Below are 22,495 nucleotides of genomic sequence, written 5' to 3'. Positions count from 1 at the left end.
CGCCGGGTACGTGCTAGACCGGCTACTTGTTCAGGCCGACTGGCTGGGTGCGCTGGTATGCGGCATCGTTGTCATCTGCATACCGCTGGTCACGGCGGTTGTCGTCCTGACGCTCGCGGTTCGCCTCGTTCTTGCGATGCTGACGACGCGTGAGATAGCGGCCGAGCGCGGCGCCGACAAGAGCGGGCACGAAGATCAGAAGCGTGGTGAACGCGCCGCCTGCGAAGATCTCGATCGCCAGCGAGTTCTGGCCCATTCCGGCCAACACCCAATTGCCGAGTACCCAGCCGACGATGGCTGCGATCAGCCCCGCGAGTAGGCCGGCCTTGAGCCACCGCATGGTCAGGTCGTCGTAGTCGTCAGGGTCAGCGTGCGCGCGGCCGTCGAGCAGGCCGTCGATTCCGCCCCAGATGATCGCCACGAGGACCACGGACGCGATGGCGATGGTCTTCCAATAGGTGGCTTCCAATGGCCACTGCACGATCGCCAGAGCAAGCAGAACCCGGGCACCGATGTGCACCGCCGACATCACCAAGCCACGAAGCAACCACGCAATCATGAGAGCAGCGTACCGATGCGCCACGTCTTTTTGTGGCAGGGCCCACAAAACCGACGTTTTCGGATGTCGGCGTCCCCGGTCGCGAGGGTGCATTGACCATCCCGGAGAGCAGAGTCGCACTAGCCTGGACGCCATGAGCGCTACATCCGACACCTCGGCGCAGACCGCCGCCCCCATCAGTCGAGTGGCCGCAGATCCCGCGAACGCGGCCCACGCAGGGCGGCGGGACCGCCTTCGAGCGGGACTCAGTGCAGCGGGCGTCGATGCGATTCTCGTCACGGACCTGGTCAATGTTCGCTACCTGTCCGGGTTCACCGGGTCCAATGCCGCTCTTGTGGTGACTGCATCCGGGGATGACCGGGTCAGCACCGACGGGCGCTATCTCACCCAAGTCGCTGAACAGGCCCCGGACCTCACCGCGATCATCGCCCGCAATTGCCCTTCCGCGCTCACCGAGTATTTGGTGGGGTCCGGCGCCCGGATCGGGTTCGAGAAACATGTGGTGACAGTCGGAACACATCAGCGACTGCTGCCGATCTTGACCGGTGCCGAGACGCTGAAGCCGGTGGGGGCGCTGGTCGAGGACCTCAGGATGGTCAAGGACGACGACGAGATCGAACAGATCCGGACCGCATGCCAGACGGCCGACCTGGCCCTCGCCGACATCCTCGGTGACGGCCTCGTGGTTCCGGGCAAAACAGAACGTCAGGTGGCGAGGGCGCTCGAATGGGCGATGTTCGAGCGCGGTGCCGAGGCCGTGTCGTTCGAGACGATCGTGGCGACAGGAGCGAACTCGGCCGTTCCCCACCACCGGCCGACCGATGCCGTGCTCGGCGCGGGCGACCTGCTCAAGATCGACTTCGGTGCAGTGGTCGGTGGTTACCACTCCGACATGACCCGCACGTACGTCTTGCAGAAAGCCGAGGCCTGGCAACGAGAGATCTACGACCTGGTCGCACAGGCACAGCAGGCTGGTCGGGAGGCGCTGGCACCCGGCGTCGATGCCGGCGAGGTGGATGCTGCGGCCCGATCGATCATCGACGCGGCGGGGTTCGGTGAGCAGTATGTGCACGGTCTCGGACACGGCGTCGGCCTGCAGATCCACGAAGCGCCGTCCATCGGGAAGCTGAGCACGGGTACACTACCTTGCGGTGCAGCGGTGACCGTAGAACCCGGTGTCTATCTGCCGGGCCGAGGTGGCGTTCGGATCGAGGACACCCTCGTGATCCGCGACGGCGAACCCGATCTGCTCACCACCACCGACAAGACATTCACCGTCATCTGACCGTGCGCCCCGGCGCGAGCAGGACGTCGCGCAATAAGATGCCCGGGGCGGGTGAGAGGAAGAACAGACGTGGCCAACACTTCGGATTTCAAAAACGGCTTGGTGCTCAACATGGAGGGTCAGCTCTGGCAGATCCTCGAGTTCCAGCATGTCAAGCCCGGTAAGGGTCCTGCCTTCGTGCGGACCAAGATCAAGAACGTGCTCTCGGGGAAGACCGTCGACAAGACGTTCAACGCGGGAGTCAAGGTGGAGACGGCGACGGTCGACCGTCGTGACATGACCTACCTGTACAACGACGGCAGCGACTACGTGTTCATGGACGGGCAGACCTTCGAGCAGTTGAACGTCAACCCGGAGACCGTGGGCGACGGAGCCAAGTTCATGCTCGAGAACATGACCGTGCAGGTGGCCACGCACGAAGGCGTGCCGCTGTACATAGAACTCCCGGTCACCGTCGAACTCCTGGTGTCCCAGACCGATCCCGGCGTCCAGGGCGACCGTTCCACCGGTGGCACCAAACCCGCGACTTTGGAGACCGGTGCCGAGATCCAGGTGCCGTTGTTCATCAACACAGGCGACAAGCTGAAGGTCGATTCGCGCGACGGCAGCTACCTCGGCCGCGTCAACTCGTGACATTGGTCAAGAAATCCGGCACCCGCCACAAGGCCCGCAAACGCGCGGTCGACCTGCTCTTCGAGGCCGAGGTCAAGAACGAGTCACCGATCGAGCTGATCGCTCAGCGGCGTGAGATCGCGCTCGGCGACGACAGTGTGGGCAAGATCCACGACTACACCGCTCAGATCATCGAGGGTGTCGCGGGCGATGCCCGCCAAATCGATTCGGTGATCGAGTCGCATCTGCGTGAGTGGACGCTGCCGCGGCTCCCCGCCGTGGATCGTGCGATCCTGCGGCTCGCCACCTGGGAGTTGTTCAACACCACCGACGTCCCGACCGCCGTTGTGGTCGACGAGGCCGTCGAATTGGCCAAGGAACTCTCGACCGACGATTCCCCTGGATTCGTCAACGGTGTGCTCGGTCGCATCGTGCTCCTCGCGCCGCAGGTACGTGCGTCGCTGGGGCAGCAGTCACCGTCCGAGGACGCGTGAGACCGGCCGGTGCCGTCGCGGTGCCGCGGCCCCGGCCTGATAACCTGATGCACGAACTGTTCTGGACGAAGGCATTTTGATGTCGGTGTCCACGGCAGTGACCGACATCCTTTAACGATCCGTCCAGAGAGGCGGAGAAGGAGGTCCCGATTACTGTGCCGACTCCCGAGGGCGACGGTACCGACACGGGTCGCGAACTACTCGACGACGCCGATGTCGGACGGACCATAGCGCGCATAGCGCATCAGATCATCGAGAAGACCGCATTGGACGACGCCGATGCGCCTCGAGTGGTCATCATCGGAATCCCTACCCGCGGTATCTTTCTCGCCCGCCGGCTCGCCGAGAACATCGCGGAGTTCGCCGGCGTCCACGTGCCGGTCGGGTACCTCGACATCACGCTCTACCGCGACGATCTACGTGCCAAACCGCACCGCGCCCTGGAACCGACCGCGGTTCCGGCCGGCGGCGTCGACGGTGCCCTGGTTGTCCTCGTGGACGACGTCCTCTACTCGGGTCGTACGGTGCGCGCAGCGCTCGACGCCCTGCGCGATCTCGGCCGACCTGCCGCGGTGCAACTGGCGGTGCTCGTAGACCGCGGGCATCGGGAGCTGCCCCTGCGGGCGGACTACGTGGGCAAGAACATCCCGACCGCCCGTACCGAAGACGTGCAGGTCCATCTGCGCGAGCACGACGGTGTGGACCGCGTGATCCTGCGAACCGGGAAGATCTGATGCGGCATCTGCTGTCGGTGTCCGACCTGACCCGCGAGTCGGCCACCGAGCTCCTCGACGAGGCCGAACGGTTCGAGCAGGCCCTGGTGGGCCGCGAGATCAAGAAGCTGCCGACGTTGCGCGGCCGGACCATCATGACCGTGTTCTACGAGAACTCCACCCGTACCCGCGTGTCCTTCGAGGTTGCGGGCAAGTGGATGAGCGCCGACGTGATCAACGTCAGCGCGTCGAGCTCCTCGGCGAACAAGGGGGAGTCGTTGCGCGACACGGCCAAGACCCTTCGCGCCGCCGGAGCGGACGCGTTGATCGTTCGACATCCCGCATCGGGTGCGGCCCATCAGATCGCGCAGTGGACATGGGAAGAGGGCACCGGACCATCGGTGATCAACGCCGGTGACGGAACCCACGAACACCCGACCCAGGCGCTGCTCGATGCTCTGACGCTGCGGCAGCGGCTCGGCTCGCTCGAAGGCCGCAGGATCGCGATCGTCGGCGATGTGCTGCATTCGCGGGTGGCCCGCTCCAACGCGCACCTCCTGGCCATGCTCGGGGCGCAGGTGGTTCTCGTCGCTCCGCCCACGCTGCTGCCCGTGGGTGTCGAGGCGTGGCCCGTCGAGGTGTCACACAGTCTCGATGCCGAACTCGCCGCCGTCGATGCCGTCATGCTGCTACGCGTTCAGGCCGAGCGGATGAACGGCGGTTTCTTCCCGTCTGCGCGCGAGTACTCCATTCGGTACGGGCTCAGCGACCGTCGGTCGGCGTTGCTCGCCGACCACGCCGTGGTGCTGCACCCGGGACCGATGCTGCGGGGCATGGAGATCGGGTTCTCGGTGGCGGATTCGCCCAAAGCAACTGTGCTGCAACAGGTCTCGAACGGAGTGCATATGCGGATGGCCGTGCTGTTCACGTTGCTGGTCGGAACCGAGAGCGAGGGCGTGGCATGACAGCGCAGCTCCTGATCCGCAATGTTCGGCCCTACGGCGACGACGCCGTCGACATCCTGATCGAGGGTGGCGAGATCGTCGAGATCGGTGCCTCGATCGCGCCTGATGCGGCGGCCGATGTGCTCGACGGAGCGGGCGCTGTGCTGCTGCCCGGTTTCGTCGACATGCACACCCACCTTCGTGAACCCGGCCGGGAAGACACCGAGACCATCGAGACCGGTTCGGCGGCAGCGGCTTTGGGTGGCTACACCGCGGTGTTCGCGATGGCCAACACCGACCCGGTCGCCGACAGTGCCGTCATCACCGATTTTGTCTGGCGCCGCGGCCAAGAAGTGGGCCTCGTGGATGTCCATCCGGTGGGCGCCGTCACGGTCGGGCTCGGGGGCACCCAACTCGCCGAGATGGGCGCGATGGCCGCCGGCGTCGGCGGGGTGCGGATGTTCAGCGACGACGGCAAGTGTGTCTACGATCCACTGATCATGCGCCGTGCGCTCGAGTACGCGAAGGGTCTCGGCGTACTCATCGCCCAGCACGCCGAGGAACCGCGGCTCACCGAGGGGGCCATCGCCCACGAAGGTGCCGTCGCGGCCAGGCTCGGACTCACCGGCTGGCCACGGGCGGCCGAGGAGTCGATCGTCGCGCGCGACGCGCTGCTCGCCCGCGACGCAGGCGCACGGGTGCACATCTGCCACGCATCCACCGAAGGCACGGTCGAGCTGCTCAAATGGGCTCGTGGACAGGGCATTTCGATCACGGCCGAGGTCACGCCACATCACTTGCTCCTCGATGACAGCCGCCTGGAGACCTACGACCCCGTCAACAAGGTCAATCCGCCCCTCCGTGAGGGTCGCGACAAGGCCGCCCTGCGGCAGGCACTCGCCGACGGGATCATCGACTGTGTGGCCACGGACCACGCGCCCCACGCCGCGCAGGATAAGTGCTGCGAGTTCGCCAACGCGAGGCCGGGCATGCTCGGACTGCAGACCGCCCTCTCGATCGTCGTGCAGACGATGGTCGAACCCGGTCTGCTCGACTGGCGCGGGGTCGCCAAGGTGATGAGCGAACGGCCCGCAGAGATCACCGGGCTGTCCGACCACGGCCGCCCGATCGTGGTCGGTGAACCGGCGAACCTGGCCCTGGTCGATCCGGATACGGAATGGACAGTGGAATCCGGTGCGCTGGCCAGCCTCTCGGAGAACTCACCGTTCGACGGTCTCACCCTGCCCGGCGTTGTGGTCGCGACGGTGTTGCGCGGCGAGGTGACCAACCACGGCGGCAAGGTCCGGGCGCCCCGATGACCGGTGTAGTCGTGATCCTGATCGTTGTTCTCGCCTGGGGCGGCATCGTCGGCCTGATGCTGCTCGGTTGGCGAGGCCGTGGCCGCCGACAAGAGTTGCTCCTCGGTGCGTTCCCCGAAGTGCCTGCCACTCTCGGACCACGTCGGCTGGGCCCGCACACGGGGTTGTACGTCGGATCGACCATCGCGCCCAGCTGGCAGGACCGGGTGGCCGTCGGTGACTACGGGGACCGTGCCGTTGCGGAGATCAGCCGCTTCGACGCCGGGATCCTCATCGACCGCACCGGTGCCAACCCGATCTGGATACCGGACGACCAAATCACCGCGATCCGCACCGAAAGGGGCCTGGCAGGGAAGGTGATGACCGCGGACGGCGTCCTCGTCATCCGCTGGCTCCTCCCGTCGGGAACCGAGATCGATTCGGGCATTCGCGCAGACGACAAGACCATCTACCCACAATGGGTCAAACCTCTCGAGCAGGACGGAAAGAAGAAGCAGTGACACAGCAACAACCGGCCACCACCGCGGTGCTGGTACTCGAGAACGGTGAACGTTACGTCGGGACGAGCTTCGGAGCGCTCGGCCAGACTCTCGGAGAAGCCGTCTTCTGCACGGCGATGACCGGATATCAGGAGACACTCACCGACCCCAGCTACCACCGGCAGATCGTGGTGGCCACCGCGCCGCAGATCGGCAACACCGGATGGAACACCGAGGACGGCGAAAGTCGTTACGGCGCGGATGATCCCAGCGCCACCAACGACGACACCGGCAAAATCTGGGTGAGTGGGTACGCCGTGCGCAACCCGAGCCGACGAGTGTCGAGTTGGCGCGCCACGGGCAGCCTGGAAGACGAGTTGATCAACCAGGGCATCGTCGGCATCGCAGGCATCGACACCCGTACTGTTGTGCGCACCCTGCGCGATCACGGGTCGATGCGGGCCGGGATCTTCTCCGGAGATGCGCTCGCCGGGTCGGACGAACTGCTCCGGCGGGTGGTCGAGGCGCCTGAGATGTCCGGTGCCGATTTGGCCGGTGAGGTGTCGACCACCGACGGATACGTCGTCGAACCCGAGGGCGAACCCCGGTTCACGGTGGCGGCGCTCGACCTGGGGATCAAGACCAACACCCCGCGCATGTTCGCCCAGCACGGTGTGCGGGTGCACGTACTGCCGGCGGGCACCTCGTACGACGCCATAGCCGACATCAAACCGGACGGCGTGTTCCTGTCCAACGGACCGGGCGACCCCGCGACCGCCGACCACCCGGTGGACTTCACCCGCAGCGTGCTCGGTGACGGGATCCCGCTGTTCGGCATCTGCTTCGGGAACCAGATCCTGGGCCGTGCACTCGGCCGGGGTACCTACAAGATGAAGTTCGGCCACCGCGGAATCAACATCCCGGTGGTCGACCATACGACCGGAGCCGTGTCGATCACCGCCCAGAATCACGGGTTCGCCCTGGAGGGTGAGGCCGGCGAAGAGTTCGACAGCGACCTCGGGCGTGCCCGGATCAGCCACACCTGCGCCAACGACGGCACGGTGGAAGGCATCGAGCTCATCGACGGCCGAGCGTTTTCCGTCCAATATCACCCCGAGGCCGCGGCAGGACCCCACGACGCCGCGTACCTCTTCGAGAAGTTCGTCTCTCTGCTGCAAGGAGCGCGTGCCTGATGCCCCGCCGTACCGACCTCAAGCACGTCCTGGTCATCGGATCCGGACCGATCGTCATCGGTCAGGCCTCCGAGTTCGACTATTCGGGCACACAGGCCTGCCGGGTCCTCAAGGCCGAAGGCCTGCGGGTGAGCCTGGTCAATTCCAATCCCGCGACGATCATGACCGATCCGGAGTTCGCCGACGCGACCTACGTCGAGCCCATCACCGCCGCCTACGTGGAGAAGGTGATCGAGGCCGAGCGTGATGCCGGATATCCCATCGACGCCGTGCTCGCGACGCTGGGCGGGCAGACCGCGCTCAACACCGCAGTGGATCTGCATGACCAGGGCATTCTCGCCAAGTACGACATCGAGCTCATCGGCGCCGACTTCGAGGCCATCCAGCGCGGCGAGGACCGACAGAAGTTCAAGGACATCGTTGCCAAGGTAGGCGGCGAAAGCGCCCGTTCCCGAGTGTGTTTCACCATGGAAGAGGTCCACGATACGGTGGCCGACCTCGGTTACCCGGTGGTGGTTCGCCCCTCGTTCACCATGGGTGGGCTCGGTTCGGGAATGGCCTATGACGCCGACGACCTCAACCGGATCGCCGGTGGCGGGCTGGCGGCGTCGCCGAGCGCCAACGTCCTGATCGAGGAGTCGATCTTGGGCTGGAAGGAATACGAGCTCGAGCTGATGCGTGACAACCGCGACAACGTCGTGGTGGTCTGTTCCATCGAGAACGTCGATCCCGTCGGTGTCCACACCGGTGACTCGGTCACGGTGGCGCCTGCGATGACGTTGACCGACCGCGAGTACCAGAAGATGCGCGACCTCTCCATCGAGATCATCCGTGAGGTCGGTGTCGCCACGGGCGGCTGCAACATCCAGTTCGCGATGGATCCCGCCGACGGCCGGATGGTGGTCATCGAGATGAACCCCAGGGTGTCCCGGTCGTCGGCGCTCGCGTCGAAGGCGACGGGGTTCCCGATCGCCAAGATCGCGGCCAAGCTGGCGGTCGGCTACAGCCTCGACGAGATCCTCAACGACATCACCAAGAAGACCCCGGCGTGCTTCGAACCCACTCTCGACTACGTCGTGGTGAAGGCGCCGCGGTTTGCGTTCGAGAAGTTCCCCGGCGCCGACGACACCCTCACCACCACGATGAAGTCGGTGGGTGAGGCCATGTCGCTGGGCCGATCGTTCGCCGAGGCACTCGGAAAGGTGATGCGTTCGCTGGAGACCAAGGCCGCCGGGTTCTGGACCGAACCCGAGACCGACGAACCGGCTCCGTTGCTCCCCGAACTGCTCGAACGGCTCCGCACGCCCAAGGACGGCCGGTTGTACGGCCTGATGCAGGCATTCGGCATGGGCGCGACCGTGGAGCAGCTGTTCGAGTCGACCGCCATCGATCCCTGGTTCCTCGCCGAGATCGAAGCCGTCCACCAACTCGGTCAGCGGGTCCGCGAGGCGGACACCCTGGACGAGAACCTGCTCCGCGAGGCCAAGAGCAACGGTCTGTCCGACCGGCAGATCGCCGCGCTGCGCGACGACGTGGACGACGAGACCGCGATCCGCGACCTCCGGCACTCGCTGGGCGTGCGTCCGGTCTACAAGACGGTCGACACCTGCGCCGCCGAGTTCGAGGCGGTCACGCCGTACCACTATTCGACCTATGAGCTCGACCCCGCCGCACAGAGTGAAGTCGCGCCACAACGCGAGCGGCCGAAGGTGCTGATCCTCGGGTCCGGCCCCAACCGGATCGGTCAGGGCATCGAGTTCGACTACTCGTGTGTGCACGCCGCCATGACGCTGTCGGAGGCGGGTTACGAGACGGTCATGGTCAACTGCAACCCGGAGACCGTGTCCACCGACTACGACACCGCCGACCGGCTGTACTTCGAGCCGTTGACCTTCGAAGACGTGCTGGAGGTGTTCCACTCCGAGTCGGAGTCGGGCACTGTCAAGGGCGTCATCGTGCAGCTCGGCGGGCAGACCCCGCTGGGTCTGGCCCATCGGCTCGAAGCTGCGGGTGTTCCGATCGTGGGCACAAGCCCGGCGGCGATCGATCTCGCCGAGGATCGCGGTGAGTTCGGCAACGTGCTCAGCGAGGCGGGTCTGCCCGCTGCGAAGTACGGCATGGCGACCACGTTCGATCAGGCCAAGGCCATCGCCGGTGACATCGGGTACCCGGTGCTGGTGAGGCCCTCATACGTGCTCGGCGGGCGGGGTATGGAGATCGTGTACGACGAGGATTCCCTCGCCAGCTACATCTCCCGGGCCACCGAGATCACGCCCGAGCATCCCGTTCTCGTCGACCGATTCCTGGAGGACGCGATCGAGATCGACGTCGACGCGCTCTACGACGGCACCGACTGCTACATCGGCGGGGTCATGGAACACATCGAAGAGGCAGGCATCCACTCGGGTGACTCCGCATGTGCGTTGCCGCCCATCACACTCGGCCGCTCGGACCTGGAGAACGTCCGCAAGTCCACCGAGGCGCTCGCCAAGGGCATCGGTGTCCGTGGTCTGCTCAACGTCCAGTACGCGCTCAAGGACGACATCCTGTACGTCCTCGAGGCCAATCCGCGGGCCAGCCGCACGGTTCCGTTCGTGTCCAAGGCCACCGCGGTCCAGTTGGCCAAGGCCTGTGCGCGGGTGATGCTGGGCGCCACCATCGCCGAGCTCCGTGCCGGCGGCATGTTGCCTGCCGAAGGGGACGGCTCCGAACTGCCCGACACCTCGCCGGTGTCGGTGAAGGAAGCCGTACTGCCCTTCAACCGGTTCCGCCGAGCCGACGGCACCGGTGTCGACTCTCTGCTCAGCCCGGAGATGAAGTCGACCGGTGAGGTGATGGGTATCGACGCGGACTTCGGCCGTGCCTTCGCCAAATCGCAGACGGCCGCCTACGGTTCACTGCCCGTGTCCGGCAAGGTGTTCGTGTCCGTCGCCAACAAGGACAAGCGCGCCCTGGTGTTCCCGGTCAAGCGGCTCGCTGATCTGGGGTTCGACATCCTGGCCACCGAGGGCACCGCCCATGTGTTGCGGCGCAACGGAATCGCGTGCACGCAGGTGTACAAGCACTCTGACAGCGAGCTGCCCGAGGGAGAGGTCAGTGTGGTCGAGCGGATCCGGGCCGGGGAGATCGGCATGGTGATCAACACCCCCTACGGCAATTCCGGGCCACGTATCGACGGTTACGAGATCCGTAGTGCCGCTGTGTCGGTGAACATTCCCTGTATCACCACGGTGCAGGGCGCGAGCGCGGCGATCCAGGGCATCGAAGCCGCGTTGGGCGGGGCCATGGGTGTGCAGTCGCTGCAGAAGCGGCACCGGACGATGCTGGGCGCGTAGGTGGACGCGGCATCGGGTGCGGTCGGCGACACATCGTTCGCCGACCGCTACCGGGCGGCGGTCACCGACCGCGGCCGGTTGTGCGCGGGTATCGACCCCCACCCGGAACTGCTCGAGGCGTGGGGACTGTCGGTCGACGCTGCGGGCGTCCGTGCGTTCGGTGACATCTGTGTCGAGGCCTTTGCCGGGTCCGTCGCGGTGATCAAACCCCAGGTGGCGTTTTTCGAGACGTTCGGTTCTGCAGGTTTCGCGGCTCTGGAGTCGGTGATCAGCGGTTGTCAGGCCGGTGGCGCGCTGGTCATCGCCGACGGGAAACGCGGCGACATCGGATCGACGATGGCCGCGTACGCGCGGGCTTGGCTCGAGCCGGCATCACCGCTGTGCGCAGATGCCCTGACCGTCTCGCCGTACCTCGGCTTCGGATCACTGAGCCCCGCCATCGAACTCGCGCGCTCGGAGGGAAGGGCCGTGTTCGCGCTGGCCCGCACCTCCAACCCTGAGGGGGAGTCGCTCCAGCTGGCCCGGGGCGACGGTGGCGTCACAGTGGCCCAGAGCATCGTCGATGCGGCTGCGGCAGAAAACTCCGATGGTCGCGCGACCGTCGGACTGGTGGTCGGCGCGACCCGGCACCACGGCCTGCAGCTGGCGGAACTGGGCGCGCCGATCCTGGCCCCGGGCCTTGGTGCCCAAGGAGCCGCGGCGAGCGATCTGCCCGCTGTGTTCGCCGACGCCGATCAACGGTGGGTGCTGCCGGCCAGCTCCCGCTCGGTGCTGCGTCACGGCCCCGATGTGACAGCACTGCGCGATGCCGCGCGCCGCACCCGGGACGAGATCGAGGCGGCGTTCGGGGACCAGGCCTAGCCCGAGACCTCCTGTTCGAGTGCCTCGGCCCGGGCGTCGCCGTGAGGTGTGGTCTCGTCTGCCGGCGCGGAGTTCACCGGCAATGACTCCAGGAACTGATCGATACGCGGCCACGTGCCGGAGATGGCGTCGGGCCCGGCGATCAATCCCAGATGGCTCGTCTCGACGGTGTCGAAGTGGACCTGTGGTGATCCCTCGAGCAGGTCGACACCGTGCCGGGCAGCTGCCCACGGCACGATGGCGTCGCGATGGCTCCCGAACAGCTGGACCGGGACCCCGATGCTCGTCAGGTCGATGCGGCGCCCGCCGAGGTCGAGCACGCCGGTCGCCAGTTCACCCCGATAGATGAAGCACTCCCACATCTGTTCGGCCAGGCGGCCCGGGTAGCCCGGGAACTCTCGCTGGAAGCGATTGACGATCTCCATCCGTGCGAGCTTCTCGGTGTCACCGAGGTTGGACAGGATGAAGGCCGGTTTCTTCAGCTCGCGTTGCCATGCAGTGCCGCGGTAGCCGATCTGCACCAGTGGCGCCGGGATGCCACCGAGCAGCCGGAGAATGCCGGTGACCGCCAGACCCTTGGTCGGCCGGGTCAATTGCCGCACGAGGGGATAAGGGGGTACCAGCGCGTAGTCCAGGGGAGTGCCCACGGCTGTGACCGATCGGACGGGCAGGGCGGGATCTGCGGCGACGGTGAGCAGGCTGATCGTTCCGCCGAGACTCCATGCCACCAGGTCCACCTCACCGGGACCATCGGTGCGTCTCGAGATGTCCTGATCCGCGGCATAAAAATCAGTCTGCGCGCGGGTGATCGCCTGCGGGACGATGTCGTCGAAGAAGTCTTCGAAACCGAGGTGTCGGTCGCTTCTCCGGATCTCGCCGATGTCGAGCACGTACGGGATGCGTCCGGTCTGGAGCAAGTGGTTGACCAACGAGTGATCGGGGTCGAGGTCGTAGCAGCTGGCGGGCGCGGCAATCGGCGGAACGAGTACCACCGGCGGGTGCCCGGCGCGGCGAGCGACACGGAGTCGCTCGGCGTTCCCGAACCGGCGCAGACGACGGTGCGGTTCGTCGTGCAGCAGGACGTTCTCGGTCGACACCTCATCGCGGATGCCGTCACCGATGGTCAGTGCGTAGAGGTTCCGGAGCCGATCGGGCAGCAGACTCTCTCGCGGAGTCTGTTGGTTGGTCACGATGATGAAACCCCGTCCCGGCTGAGAATTGTCAGTGTGTGCGATCCACATCTAACACGAGACAGTGAACGCGTTTCACGGGGCCATCGATGCGGTCGGGTGGGCATTCGCACAGGTCACACGGCCCTCCGACACGCGCGCACCGACAAAAAACTTCGAAAAATCCCTGCGCGGAACACCCGTCACAGCAGCACCAGGGATGTGACCTACGCCATGATGCTCGACATTTCCGTTGAGTGCTGCGAATGCCGTTGTCTGGCAACGTCATTCGTTTGATCAATCAGATACTAGACAGATTTAACTGCTACTTATGTGCGACGGCGGGGAAGCTCGTTCGAAAGGCTTACAACACCCGTTTTAGTGGGGGAATGCCGGGGTGGGGGTCGCAAAAGGCGACGTGCGTGGGTACGGTCGCTTTCGCTGCCTCCCCACAGAGGCGGACGCCCTGACGCCACCGGCGCGGGGCAGAGAATCACACAGACGAAATCGGAGGAACCGTGGCCCTTCCCCAGTTGACCGACGAGCAGCGCGCCGCTGCATTGGAGAAGGCAGCTGCCGCTCGCCGGGCCCGTGCGGAGCTCAAGGAGCGCCTGAAGCGAGGCGGCACCGATCTGAAGCAGGTTCTCAAGGACGCCGAGAACGACGAGATCTTGGGCAAGATGAAGGTGTCGGCGTTGCTCGAGGCCCTGCCCAAGGTGGGCAAGGTCAAGGCGCAGGAGATCATGACCGAGCTCGAGATCGCCCCGACCCGCCGTTTGCGTGGCCTGGGTGACCGGCAGCGTAAGGCGTTGTTGGCTAAGTTCGACTTTGCCTGATCGCCTCTAAGTGAGCCCAGAACAACGACAGAGGGGCCGGCTTCTCGTATTGGCCGGCCCTTCTGCTGTCGGAAAGTCCAGCGTGGTCCGGCGGCTGCGCGAACTGTTGCCCGACCTGATGTTCAGCGTCTCTGCGACCACCCGTGCCCCGCGCGCCGGTGAGGTCGATGGACGCGACTACTTTTTTGTCACCCCGGGTGAGTTCGACCGGTTGATCGCCGACGGCGAACTGCTGGAGTGGGCCGAGATCCACGGGGGGCTGCAACGTTCGGGCACACCCTCGCGGCCGGTGTTCGAGGCGATGGAGCAGGGTAGGCCCACGCTCGTCGAGGTCGATCTGGCCGGAGCCCGCAACATCAGGGCAGCGGTACCGGAGGCCGTGACAGTGTTCCTCGCGCCGCCGAGCTGGGACGAACTGGTGTCCCGGCTGCGCGGCCGCGGGACCGAATCCGACGAGGTGATCGAGCGGCGACTGCAGACCGCGAAGGCCGAATTGGACAGTGCCGACGAGTTCGACCACGTCGTGGTGAACGACGAAGTCGACTCGGTGGCCAAGCACTTGGTATCCTTGCTGGTTGAATCCCATTTGAATAATTCGTAGGAGCAATGTGAGCAGCTTGACCACCCCAGACGAGTTCATCGGCGAGGTCGACGCAACCGCGTATGACACACCCCTGGGCATCACGAACCCGCCGATCGACGAGCTGCTGGAACGCGCTTCTTCGAAGTACGCGCTGGTCATCTACGCCGCCAAGCGTGCGCGTCAGATCAACGACTACTACAACCAGCTCGGTGACGGCATCCTCGAGTACGTCGGACCCCTCGTCGAGCCGGGCCTCCAGGAGAAGCCTCTCTCCATCGCCATGCGCGAGATCCACGCGGACCTTCTCGAGCACACCGAAGGCGAGTAGCTTCCCTCAACCCGGTCCGGAGGCGAGAGTTCGTGGGCGAGAACGTCGGTACGACGCGTAAGAACATCGTCATCGGGGTCGGTGGCGGCATAGCCGCGTACAAGGTCGGCTCGGTGGTGCGTCACTTCACCGAGGCCGGCCATCACGTGCGTGTCATCCCCACCGAATCGGCGTTGAAGTTCGTCGGTGCGGCAACATTCGAGGCGCTCAGCGGTAACCCCGTCAGCACCGAGGTGTTCGCCGATGTGCCGCGCGTGCCTCACGTCCGTCTCGGTCAGGAAGCGGACCTGGTGTTGATCGCGCCGGCGACCGCCGATCTGATGGCTCGCGCTGCGAGTGGGCGCGCCGACGACCTGTTGACATCGACGTTGTTGACCGCGCGATGCCCGGTCCTGTTCGTCCCGGCGATGCACACCGAGATGTGGGAGCACCCGGCCACGCAAGCGAATGTGAGCACCCTCCGGGAGCATGGCGCCACCGTGATGACTCCCGCATCGGGCCGTTTGACCGGTGTCGACACCGGGGCCGGACGTCTGCCCGATCCGCAGGAGATATCGCTGCTGGGTGAACTGCTGCTCGATCGCCCCGACGCCCTCCCGTACGACCTCGCCGGGGTCAAATTCCTGATCAGTGCCGGCGGCACGCGCGAACCCCTCGATCCCGTCCGGTACCTCGGTAATCGCAGCTCCGGGAAGCAGGGGTACGCCCTCGCCCGTGCCGCTGCCCAGCGAGGGGCTCAGGTGACCATGGTCGCCGGGGCCACCTCCAACCTGCCCGATCCAGCGGGTGTGGAGATCATCCGCATCGCCACCGCAGCGCAGCTGGCCGATGAGATAGGAAAGCGGGCCCCCGAGACCGACGTGGTGATCATGGCCGCGGCCGTCGCCGATTTCCGGCCGGTCCAGGTCTCCGACGCCAAGATCAAGAAGTCCGACAGCGGACCGGCCCCCATCGAATTGACCACCAATCCGGACATCCTCGCCGGTCTGGTCGCCGCTCGCCGCAGTGGCTCGGTCCCACGGTCGACGGCCATCGTCGGCTTCGCTGCCGAGACCGGCGACCTCCAGCACGGGGTTCTCGACCACGGCCGGGCAAAACTGGCCCGCAAAGGATGCGACCTCTTGGTCGTCAACGCGGTGGGCGAGGGCAAGGCATTCGGCATGGACCACAACACCGGTTGGATCCTGGCCGCAGGGGGCGAAGAAACTGCCCTGCCACTCGGGTCGAAAACACTCATGGCGACCCGAATACTTGACGCGATCAACGCTGTACGCACAGATGGTGTTGGCGCAGACGGTCGATGTCCGTAGCTCGACCCACGTGTGTAATTTGAGGTCCGCGGGTAGTCGCGCACCGTACCGAACTCTTCAGGACCACCGCCTCCGAGAGGAAAACATGACCGATACCCGTTTGTTCACCAGCGAGTCCGTCACCGAGGGCCATCCCGACAAGATCTGTGACGCGATCAGCGACTCGATCCTCGACGCCCTGCTGACCGAGGATCCGCGTGCCCGGGTTGCGGTGGAGACCCTGGTCACCACCGGTCAGGTCCATGTGGCGGGTGAGGTGAACACGACGGCGTACGCCGACATTCCCAAGATCGTGCGGGAGAAGGTCCTGGAGATCGGCTACGACTCGTCGGCCAAGGGATTCGACGGCAACTCCTGTGGTGTCAACGTCGCCATCGGCGCGCAGTCCCCGGAGATCGCCCAGGGTGTCGACAACGCCTATGAGTCGCGCGTCGAGGGCATCACCGAGGATGAGATAGCGCGTCAGGGTGCCGGTGACCAGGGCCTGATGTTCGGATACGCCACCAATGAGACGCCTGAGTTCATGCCTGTCCCGATCGCGCTGGCGCACCGCCTCGCCCGTCGCCTCACCGAGGTGCGCAAAGAAGGCGTGCTGCCGTACCTGCGTCCCGACGGCAAGACCCAGGTGACCATCGAGTACAACGGCGACAAGCCGGTCCGACTCGACACCGTGGTCGTCTCCACCCAGCACGCCGCGGACATCGACCTGGAGAACCTGCTCACCCCCGACATCCGCAGCAAGGTCCTGGATTCGGTGTTCGCCGACCTCGACCTGCCGTTCCTGAACACCGACGATGTCCGTCTGCTGGTCAACCCCACCGGCAAGTTCGTCCTGGGCGGACCGATGGGCGATGCCGGCCTCACCGGCCGCAAGATCATCGTCGACACCTACGGCGGCATGTCACGACACGGTGGCGGTGCGTTCTCCGGCAAGGACCCGTCAAAGGTCGACCGGAGTGCCGCGTACGCGATGCGTTGGGTCGCGAAGAACGCCATTGCCGCCGGATTGGCGGGACGCATCGAGGTGCAGGTCGCCTACGCCATCGGCAAGGCAGCACCGGTCGGCTTGTTCGTCGAGACCTTCGGTACCGAGACGGTCGACCCGGCCAAGATCCAGTCGGCCATCACCGAGGTCTTCGACCTACGACCGGGAGCCATCATCCGCGACCTCGACCTGTTGCGGCCGATTTACGCACCGACGGCCGCGTACGGCCACTTCGGTCGCACCGACATCGATCTGCCGTGGGAGCACACCGACCGCGCTGACAAGCTGAAGGCCGCTGCCGGCGCGTGAAATCTGAGCGGCAGCTCGCACCTGAACTGCCGGTCGCCCGTGTTCTGCCGATGCTCGGGCTGGCCCATCTGGACCGGCCGTTCGATTACCAGGTACAAGATGCCCAGCACCTGGACGCCCAGCCCGGTGTCCGGGTGCGGGTGCGTTTCTCCGGCCGTCTCGTCGACGGGTACATACTCGACCGCATCGAGGCCAGCGACCATCCCGGCAAGCTCGGGTGGCTCGAGAGGGTGGTCTCGCCGGAACCGGTGCTGACCCCGGAGCTGGCCACGCTGGCGCGGGCGGTCGCCGACCGGTACGCGGGCACCATGACAGATGTCCTGCGGCTGGCCATCCCGCCCCGTCATGCGCGCACCGAGCAGGCCGTGGGTGCCCCGCCAGGCACCCCCAGGCCCCCGACCGTCGATGTAGACGGATGGAAGCCATACGAGCATGCAGAGTCGTACCTGGCTGCAGTTGCTGACGGCAAAGCCGCTCGCGCGGCATGGCAGGCGGTGCCCGGCGAAGACTGGCCCCGGCGACTGGCCGAGCTCGCATGCCACACGGTGGTCGCCGGCCGCAGCGCCATCATCGTGGTGCCCGACCAGCGCGATCTGGTACGACTCGAAGCAGCGTGCGAGCCGATCCTGGGTGATCGGGTGGTGTCGTTGTCCGCCGGATTGGGCCCTTCGGCACGGTATCGGCGGTGGTTGCGAGCACTGCGCGGGCAGGCCTCGGTGGTGATCGGCACCCGGAGTGCGGTGTTCACGCCGATTCCCGACCTCGGACTGATCTGCGTGTGGGACGACGGGGACGACAGCCTGTGCGATCCACGCGCGCCGTACCCACATACCCGCGAAGTGGCGGTCCTGCGGTCGCACAGCGACAAATGCGCACTGGTTCTCGGTGGTGTGGCTCGTACGGCGGAGACCCAAGCGCTCGTCGACGCCGGCTGGGCTCACGACCTCACCGCGTCACGTTCGATCGTGCGTGAACGATCCCCCCGCATCTCGGCCCTCTCCGACGAGGACAACCGGGTGGCCCGTGACCCGCTTGCCCGCTCGGCCCGAATCCCGGCCGTCGCGTTCGATGCGGCCCGCGCGGCCGTGGCCGCCGACGCCCCCGTGCTCTTCAGCGTGCCCAGGCGCGGTTATCTACCGTCGCTGGCCTGTGAACGGTGCCGGTCCCATGTACGTTGCCGTCGATGCCACGGACCGATGCAGGCAGACGGCCCGGTGCCGACCGATGGTGCCGGGTCCGACAGCAATTCGGTGGGATTGTTGAGCTGCCGGTGGTGCGGTCATCCCGAAGCCGACTTCCGCTGCATCGAATGTGGTTTCACCAAGGTGAGGGCGCTGACGACGGGGGCTCGCCGGACGGCCGAAGAACTGGGCCGCGCATTCCCGGGGGTTCCTGTCCTCACCTCGGGCGGAGACAAGATCGTCGACAGCATCGGCAGCGGTCCCCGTGTCGTGGTCAGCACCCCGGGCGCCGAGCCCGTTGCCGAAGACGGTTACGGCGCCGCCATCCTGCTGGACACGTGGGCGCAGCTCGATCGCACCGAACTGCGAGCCGGCGAAGAGGCGGTTCGGCGCTGGCTGTCCGCTGCCATGCTCGTACGTCCCCACGGACGTGGGGGAGCAGTGGTGATCGTCGCCGACGCGGGACTCGGCCCGGTGCAGTCGGTGATCCGTTGGGATCCCGTCGGCTTCGCCGAGAACGAGGTTGCGCAGCGGACTGAACTCGGGTTCCCGCCTGCAGTCACGATGGCCTCGATCGACGGCGCCGGTCCGGCCATCGTCGCCTTTGCCGAAACCGTCCACCTCCCGCCGGGTGGTGAGGTGCTGGGTCCGGTTGAATTACCAGCCGGCGTGCGGTTGCCCTCTGGCCTCAATCGCGACGAGATCTCCGACCCGCAGCGAATACTGCTGCGGTGTAAGAGATCTCAAGGTCGAGAACTGGCTGCGGCTCTTCATGCAGCGCAGGTCGGCCGGAATGCACAACACGATTCCCAGCCGATCAGGGTGCAGATGGATCCGCCCACCATCGGCTAGGGCTTCTGGGTGGCTAGGCTGTTGGTCGGCCGCGAACACGCGGACAAGACTCGGAGATTGGGGTACTACATGCGGGTGGTGTTCGCAGGCACGCCCGAACCCGCGGTTGCGTCTCTCAAGGCGTTGATCGAGTCGCCCCGCCATGAGGTCGTGGGCGTGATCAGTCGGCCCGATGCAGCAGCGGGCCGGGGACGGAAGATCACGCGGTCACCGGTGGCTGCCCTCGCCGACGAGCACGCCATCCCCGTGATCACCCCGCGAAGGCTCAAAGACGCAGAGGCAGTCGAGCAATTACGAGAGTGGGCGCCCGAGTGCGCCCCGGTGGTGGCCTACGGCGGACTGGTACCGCCGGAGCTGCTGGATCTACCCACCCACGGTTGGGTCAATCTGCATTTTTCGTTGTTACCGTCATGGCGCGGCGCTGCGCCGGTGCAGGCGGCGATCGGTGCGGGCGACGAGATGACCGGAGCGAGCACTTTTCGGCTCGAAGCAGGCCTCGACACCGGCCCGGTCTTCGGCGTGGTGACCGAACGGATCCGCGACACCGACACCGCAGGCGACCTGCTGGGTCGGCTGTCCGAGACAGGGGCGCACCTGCTGGTGACCACCCTCGACGGCATCGAGGACGGCTACCTGGAAGCCAAGCCGCAACCGGTCGATGGCATCAGCACGGCTCCGAAGATCACCATCGACGACGCACGCATTCGCTGGGACCTACCGGCGCACCTGACCGATCGGCACATCCGGGCGATGACACCCCACCCGGGTGCCTGGACCACTCTGGATGATCTGCGGGTCAAGGTGTTACGTGCGTCGATGGTCACCGATCCGGTCGATGTGACGCCAGCTCCGGGCGAGCTGGCCGTGACGAAAAAGGCCCTGTACGTGGGTACCAAGACGGTGCCGATTCGACTCGATTCCGTTCAGCCGCAAGGCAAGAAAGCAATGGCCGGTCCCGACTGGGCGCGCGGGGCCAGGCTCACCGATGGACAGGCACTCACATGAACCGCCCCGTGGACGATCAGGAACACACCCCGATAGATCCGGCCCGGCAGGCTGCCGTGGAGGTGCTGGCCGCTGTGCGTGAGCGCGACGCCTACGCCAACCTGGTACTGCCGAAGATGTTGCGGGACCGCAAGATCACCGGCCGCGACGCTGCCCTGGCCACCGAACTGACCTACGGCACCAGCCGCGCGGTGGGGTTGCTCGACCAGATCATCTCCGAAGTCGCGAAAAGGCCCGTCGAGGAGATCGACGGGGTGGTCCTCGATGTGCTGCGGTTGGGTGCATACCAACTGTTGCGGACGCGGATCGGCGCTCATGCCGCAGTCTCGACGTCGGTGGATCTCGTCCGGTCCCGCGCCGGTCACGGACCTGTGGGTTTCGCAAACGCAGTGTTACGCAAGATTTCTCAGCGCACCGAAGAGCTGTGGGTGGACGCGCTCGCACCGTCGATCAGTGAAGACCTGATCGGCCATCTGGCATTTCAGTATGCTCATCCGCGCTGGATAGCCGAGGTGTTCGACGACGCGCTCGGTGGTTCGGCGGGTGCTCTGCAGGCCGCACTGGCTGCGGACGACGAACGCCCGTCGACCCATCTGGTCGCCCGGCCGGGCATGATCACCGCCGACGAACTCGCCGCCGCCACCGGAGGTGACGTGGGCCGCTACTCGCCCTACTGCGTGTACCTCGACAGCGGCGATCCCGGCGACATCGAACCGATCCGTGAAGGTCTTGCCGGCGTCCAGGACGAAGGCAGTCAACTGGTGGCCCGCGCGCTGGCGATCGCACCACTCGACGGCGACGACGCCGGTCGATGGCTCGACCTGTGCGCCGGTCCTGGTGGCAAGGCGGCTTTGCTCGGTGCTCTTGCCGACATTGACGGTGCGCGGGTCACCGCGGTCGAGAAGGCCCCGCACCGCGCCGAATTGATCCGAAAGGCAACCAGGGAGCTACCCGTCGACGTGATCGTCGGCGACGGGCGTGACCCAGGCCTGGAGCCAGGGTTCGACCGTGTGCTGGTGGACGCCCCGTGCACCGGTCTCGGTGCCCTCCGGCGCCGGCCAGAGGCTCGGTGGCGGCGCAACCCAGGTGACGTTCCCGATCTCGTCGCGCTGCAGAAGCAGTTGCTGGCGTCGGCGGTGGACCAGCTGCGGCCGGGCGGTGTGGTGGTCTACTCCACGTGCTCACCACACCCGGCCGAAACCCGCGAGGTGGCGGATTGGGCGATCGCCGAGTTGCCGGTGACCGCACTGGACACCCCTGACCTGGTGCCCGTCGATGATCGGACCGAAGGGCCGTACGTGCAGCTCTGGCCTCACCTGCACGGCACCGACGCCATGTTCTTCGCGGCACTCCGCAAGAACTGATCGGCGGGGGACGACGCGCCAAAACGCGTGTGCAACAGTCCGGACCGGTCCGTTGGGTTGGGTCTGGGCCCGACATTAGGATGACTGCATGTCGAATCAGCCGATGATCGCGCCGTCCATCCTGTCCGCCGACTTCGCCAGGCTCGGAGCCGAAGCAGATGCGGTCACCGGTGCCGATTGGCTACACGTCGATGTGATGGACGGTCACTTCGTCCCGAACCTCACTCTCGGCCTACCGGTCGTACAAAGCCTGCTCAAGAGCACGGACATACCGATCGACTGCCACCTGATGATCGAGGACCCGAAGCGGTGGGCCCCAGGTTATGCCGAGGCGGGGGCACACAACGTCACCTTTCACGCGGAGGCCACCGACGATCCCGTGGCCGTGGGGCGCGATATCCGGGCCGCCGGCGCGAAGGCAGGTCTGAGTATCAAACCCGGCACGTCCCTCGACCCATACCTCGAGATCCTCAAAGAGTTCGACACGTTGCTGGTGATGAGTGTGGAACCCGGTTTCGGCGGGCAGTCGTTCATCCCCGACGTCCTCGACAAGGTCCGGCGCATCCGGAAGCTCGTCGATTCCGGAGAATTGCGGGTGCTGGTCGAGATCGACGGGGGCATCAACGCGGACACCATCGAACAAGCGGCCGCGGCCGGTGTCGATTGTTTTGTTGCGGGGTCGGCGGTCTACGGGGCCGATGACCCCGCGCACGCCGTCGAATCGCTTCGCGCACAGGCGCTCAGCGCTCGACAGTGACGGGCGCGGCGACTCCCGTGAC

Annotated in this window: 21 protein-coding genes; 19 read left to right on the top strand and 2 right to left on the bottom strand. The window is 66.1% G+C overall.

Annotation, left to right across the window (positions count from 1 at the left end; all coding sequences use genetic code 11):
- Positions 1 to 22 precede the first annotated feature (22 nt).
- On the bottom strand, positions 23 to 559 hold the full coding sequence (locus CSW57_RS08785; protein WP_189339182.1) for a B-4DMT family transporter: 537 nt from the start codon (positions 557 to 559) through the stop codon (positions 23 to 25).
- Between the two features lie 133 nt (positions 560 to 692).
- Here CSW57_RS08785 and CSW57_RS08780 point away from each other — a divergent pair, with 133 nt between their 5' ends.
- The 10 genes from CSW57_RS08780 to pyrF all read left to right on the top strand — a co-directional run bounded on the left by CSW57_RS08780 (position 693) and on the right by pyrF (position 11,794).
- Positions 693 to 1,844: a M24 family metallopeptidase gene (locus tag CSW57_RS08780; protein WP_099382399.1), complete on the top strand. Its 1,152-nt coding sequence runs from the start codon at positions 693 to 695 to the stop codon at positions 1,842 to 1,844.
- 69 nt (positions 1,845 to 1,913) lie between these two features.
- Entirely contained in the window at positions 1,914 to 2,477 is a 564-nt protein-coding gene (gene efp, locus CSW57_RS08775; protein ID WP_023959473.1) for an elongation factor P, read from the top strand.
- Complete coding sequence (nusB, locus tag CSW57_RS08770; protein WP_197037543.1) at positions 2,474 to 2,950, top strand: transcription antitermination factor NusB; 477 nt, start codon at positions 2,474 to 2,476, stop codon at positions 2,948 to 2,950. The genes efp and nusB overlap by 4 nt, the downstream gene beginning before the upstream one ends.
- A 155-nt stretch (positions 2,951 to 3,105) precedes the next feature.
- Positions 3,106 to 3,684, top strand: a complete 579-nt coding sequence (gene pyrR, locus CSW57_RS08765) for a bifunctional pyr operon transcriptional regulator/uracil phosphoribosyltransferase PyrR (protein ID WP_099382398.1) — start codon at positions 3,106 to 3,108, stop codon at positions 3,682 to 3,684.
- Positions 3,684 to 4,628, top strand: a complete 945-nt coding sequence (locus tag CSW57_RS08760; protein ID WP_023959467.1) for an aspartate carbamoyltransferase catalytic subunit — start codon at positions 3,684 to 3,686, stop codon at positions 4,626 to 4,628. Before pyrR ends, CSW57_RS08760 begins: the two co-directional genes overlap by 1 nt.
- Positions 4,625 to 5,926 (top strand): dihydroorotase, encoded by a 1,302-nt coding sequence (locus CSW57_RS08755; protein WP_099382397.1) that lies wholly within the window; start codon positions 4,625 to 4,627, stop codon positions 5,924 to 5,926. The genes CSW57_RS08760 and CSW57_RS08755 overlap by 4 nt, the downstream gene beginning before the upstream one ends.
- Entirely contained in the window at positions 5,923 to 6,426 is a 504-nt protein-coding gene (locus CSW57_RS08750; protein ID WP_099382396.1) for a PH-like domain-containing protein, read from the top strand. The genes CSW57_RS08755 and CSW57_RS08750 overlap by 4 nt, the downstream gene beginning before the upstream one ends.
- Positions 6,423 to 7,598: a glutamine-hydrolyzing carbamoyl-phosphate synthase small subunit gene (carA, locus tag CSW57_RS08745; RefSeq protein WP_223249127.1), complete on the top strand. Its 1,176-nt coding sequence runs from the start codon at positions 6,423 to 6,425 to the stop codon at positions 7,596 to 7,598. Before CSW57_RS08750 ends, carA begins: the two co-directional genes overlap by 4 nt.
- A complete protein-coding gene (gene carB, locus CSW57_RS08740) occupies positions 7,598 to 10,933 on the top strand; it encodes a carbamoyl-phosphate synthase large subunit (RefSeq protein WP_099382394.1) in 3,336 nt (1,111 codons plus the stop codon). Before carA ends, carB begins: the two co-directional genes overlap by 1 nt.
- A complete protein-coding gene (pyrF, locus tag CSW57_RS08735; protein ID WP_099382393.1) occupies positions 10,934 to 11,794 on the top strand; it encodes an orotidine-5'-phosphate decarboxylase in 861 nt (286 codons plus the stop codon).
- On the opposite strand, the gene CSW57_RS08730 is transcribed toward pyrF, so the two are convergent.
- The gene (locus tag CSW57_RS08730; RefSeq protein WP_370623932.1) at positions 11,791 to 12,951 is read right to left on the bottom strand and encodes an alpha/beta hydrolase; all 1,161 of its coding nucleotides are present in this window, start codon (positions 12,949 to 12,951) and stop codon (positions 11,791 to 11,793) included. The genes pyrF and CSW57_RS08730 overlap by 4 nt on opposite strands.
- Positions 12,952 to 13,481: 530 nt before the next feature.
- Here CSW57_RS08730 and mihF point away from each other — a divergent pair.
- The 9 genes from mihF to rpe all read left to right on the top strand — a co-directional run bounded on the left by mihF (position 13,482) and on the right by rpe (position 22,473).
- Complete coding sequence (mihF, locus tag CSW57_RS08725; protein ID WP_099382392.1) at positions 13,482 to 13,799, top strand: integration host factor, actinobacterial type; 318 nt, start codon at positions 13,482 to 13,484, stop codon at positions 13,797 to 13,799.
- Between the two features lie 10 nt (positions 13,800 to 13,809).
- A complete protein-coding gene (gmk, locus tag CSW57_RS08720; protein ID WP_099382391.1) occupies positions 13,810 to 14,400 on the top strand; it encodes a guanylate kinase in 591 nt (196 codons plus the stop codon).
- Positions 14,393 to 14,710, top strand: a complete 318-nt coding sequence (gene rpoZ / locus CSW57_RS08715) for a DNA-directed RNA polymerase subunit omega (RefSeq protein WP_369792635.1) — start codon at positions 14,393 to 14,395, stop codon at positions 14,708 to 14,710. The genes gmk and rpoZ overlap by 8 nt, the downstream gene beginning before the upstream one ends.
- A 32-nt stretch (positions 14,711 to 14,742) precedes the next feature.
- Positions 14,743 to 16,020: a bifunctional phosphopantothenoylcysteine decarboxylase/phosphopantothenate--cysteine ligase CoaBC gene (coaBC, locus tag CSW57_RS08710; RefSeq protein WP_099382390.1), complete on the top strand. Its 1,278-nt coding sequence runs from the start codon at positions 14,743 to 14,745 to the stop codon at positions 16,018 to 16,020.
- Between the two features lie 85 nt (positions 16,021 to 16,105).
- Positions 16,106 to 17,314, top strand: coding sequence for a methionine adenosyltransferase (gene metK / locus CSW57_RS08705; RefSeq protein ID WP_099382389.1), 1,209 nt, complete (start codon positions 16,106 to 16,108; stop codon positions 17,312 to 17,314).
- 50 nt (positions 17,315 to 17,364) lie between these two features.
- Positions 17,365 to 19,347: a primosomal protein N' gene (locus CSW57_RS08700; RefSeq protein ID WP_099382490.1), complete on the top strand. Its 1,983-nt coding sequence runs from the start codon at positions 17,365 to 17,367 to the stop codon at positions 19,345 to 19,347.
- 69 nt (positions 19,348 to 19,416) lie between these two features.
- A complete protein-coding gene (fmt, locus tag CSW57_RS08695) occupies positions 19,417 to 20,352 on the top strand; it encodes a methionyl-tRNA formyltransferase (RefSeq protein WP_099382388.1) in 936 nt (311 codons plus the stop codon).
- Entirely contained in the window at positions 20,349 to 21,716 is a 1,368-nt protein-coding gene (locus CSW57_RS08690; protein WP_099382387.1) for an RsmB/NOP family class I SAM-dependent RNA methyltransferase, read from the top strand. Before fmt ends, CSW57_RS08690 begins: the two co-directional genes overlap by 4 nt.
- 88 nt (positions 21,717 to 21,804) lie before the next feature.
- A complete protein-coding gene (rpe, locus tag CSW57_RS08685) occupies positions 21,805 to 22,473 on the top strand; it encodes a ribulose-phosphate 3-epimerase (protein WP_099382386.1) in 669 nt (222 codons plus the stop codon).
- Positions 22,474 to 22,495 lie beyond the last annotated feature (22 nt).

It is taken from the genome of Williamsia muralis, assembly GCF_002735905.1.
GTDB classification, from domain to species: Bacteria; Actinomycetota; Actinomycetes; order Mycobacteriales; family Mycobacteriaceae; genus Williamsia; species Williamsia muralis_A.
This window is presented reverse-complemented; position numbering and strand designations above follow the sequence as displayed.

Bases quoted from the DNA above. Each gene is read 5' to 3' on its own strand.
- CSW57_RS08750 (WP_099382396.1), top strand. From the start codon at position 5,923: ATGACCGGTGTAGTCGTGATCCTGATCGTTGTTCTCGCCTGGGGCGGC.
- carB (WP_099382394.1), top strand. From the start codon at position 7,598: ATGCCCCGCCGTACCGACCTCAAGCACGTCCTGGTCATCGGATCCGGA.
- CSW57_RS08785 (WP_189339182.1), bottom strand. From the start codon at position 559: ATGATTGCGTGGTTGCTTCGTGGCTTGGTGATGTCGGCGGTGCACATC.
- rpe (WP_099382386.1), top strand. From the start codon at position 21,805: ATGTCGAATCAGCCGATGATCGCGCCGTCCATCCTGTCCGCCGACTTC.
- CSW57_RS08760 (WP_023959467.1), top strand. From the start codon at position 3,684: ATGCGGCATCTGCTGTCGGTGTCCGACCTGACCCGCGAGTCGGCCACC.
- metK (WP_099382389.1), top strand. From the start codon at position 16,106: ATGACCGATACCCGTTTGTTCACCAGCGAGTCCGTCACCGAGGGCCAT.
- CSW57_RS08690 (WP_099382387.1), top strand. From the start codon at position 20,349: ATGAACCGCCCCGTGGACGATCAGGAACACACCCCGATAGATCCGGCC.
- CSW57_RS08755 (WP_099382397.1), top strand. From the start codon at position 4,625: ATGACAGCGCAGCTCCTGATCCGCAATGTTCGGCCCTACGGCGACGAC.
- CSW57_RS08780 (WP_099382399.1), top strand. From the start codon at position 693: ATGAGCGCTACATCCGACACCTCGGCGCAGACCGCCGCCCCCATCAGT.
- fmt (WP_099382388.1), top strand. From the start codon at position 19,417: ATGCGGGTGGTGTTCGCAGGCACGCCCGAACCCGCGGTTGCGTCTCTC.
- CSW57_RS08700 (WP_099382490.1), top strand. From the start codon at position 17,365: ATGCTCGGGCTGGCCCATCTGGACCGGCCGTTCGATTACCAGGTACAA.